1 protein-coding gene is annotated in these 1,218 nt (G+C 56.2%); it reads right to left on the reverse strand.

The features are described from left to right. Positions 1–35 precede the first annotated feature (35 nt). Positions 36–1,162 (reverse strand): IS3 family transposase gene (locus PSJ8397_RS16745; protein ID WP_143515527.1). Its coding sequence is split into 2 segments (ribosomal slippage): positions 36–898 and positions 898–1,162, totalling 1,128 coding nucleotides; the frame shifts between segments, so codons are not numbered across the junction. Positions 1,163–1,218 lie beyond the last annotated feature (56 nt).

Here is a 1,218-nt window from a genome sequence, read left to right on the forward strand (position 1 = left end):
TTGATCAGCCCCACCTAAGCGGTCCAGTTTGAATGTTAGTGCATTATTGGCCTGGGTTCCATCGGGACGATGGTTTCCGGGGCAGGTGGGCGGTAGCCCAAGGCACTGTGTGGTCGTTTCGTGTTGTAGTGTTTCCTCCATTCTTCGATCAGGACTTGCGCCTCCTTTAGCGAGTAAAAGACCTCGCCGTTGAGCAGTTCATCCCGAAGCCTTGCATTGAAGCTTTCGCAGTATCCGTTCTCCCAAGGTGATCCCGGCTCAATGTAGGCGGTCTTAGCGCCGACCGCTGCAATCCAATCGCGGACGGCCTGAGCAATGAACTCCGGGCCGTTGTCCGACCGAATGAAGGCTGGAACGCCGCGCAAGATAAACAAGTCCGTCAGCGCATCGATGACCTCTGTCGAGTCTGGCTTCCGTTTCACCCGGATCGCCAAGCATTCCCGGCTGTGTTCATCCAAGATGTTGAGCGTTCGGAACGCTTTCCCGTCATCTGTTCGATGATGCACAAAGTCATACGACCATACATGGTTGTGGTACTCCGGTCGCAAACGAACGCAGGAGCCATCGTTGAGCCAGAGCCTCCCTTTCTTCGGCTGTTTCATTGGCACTTTGAGCCCTTCACGCCGCCACAGACGTTCGACACGCTTGTCGTTCACAAGCCATCCGGCGTCTCTGAGCAAAGCTGCGATCCGGCGGTAGCCATACCGACCATACTGGCGGGCCAGTTCGATCATATCAGCCACTAGACGCTCCTCGTCAGCACGGCCAACCGGCAAACGACGTTGTGTGGACCGGTGCTGTCCCAGGACACGACAGGCTCGCCGCTCCGATACCCTGAACTGGCTGCGAACATGATCGATACAGGCACGACGACGCGAAGGGCTCAGTAGTTTCCCCGTGCAGCTTCCGAAAGGATGAGCTTGTCCAGCGTCAGGTCCGACACGGCGCGACGCAGCCGATCATTCTCTTTCTGAAGCCTCTTTAGCTCCTTCAGTTGGTCGGTTCCCATACCGCCGTATTGCTTACGCCAGCGATAGAATGTCTGTTCCGTTATCTGAACCTGCCTGATTGCATCAATGCGCGGCATTCCCTGGCCGCACAGCACCTCAACCTGCCGCAACTTCGTGACAATCTCTTCCGGCTTGTGTCGTTTGATTCCCATATTTGATCCTCCGTTTCATAACTATACGGGCGGACCACTTCAGTGGGGGAGGATCA

The sequence above is a fragment of the Pseudooctadecabacter jejudonensis genome, assembly GCF_900172275.1.
Lineage (GTDB): Bacteria > Pseudomonadota > Alphaproteobacteria > Rhodobacterales > Rhodobacteraceae > Octadecabacter > Octadecabacter jejudonensis.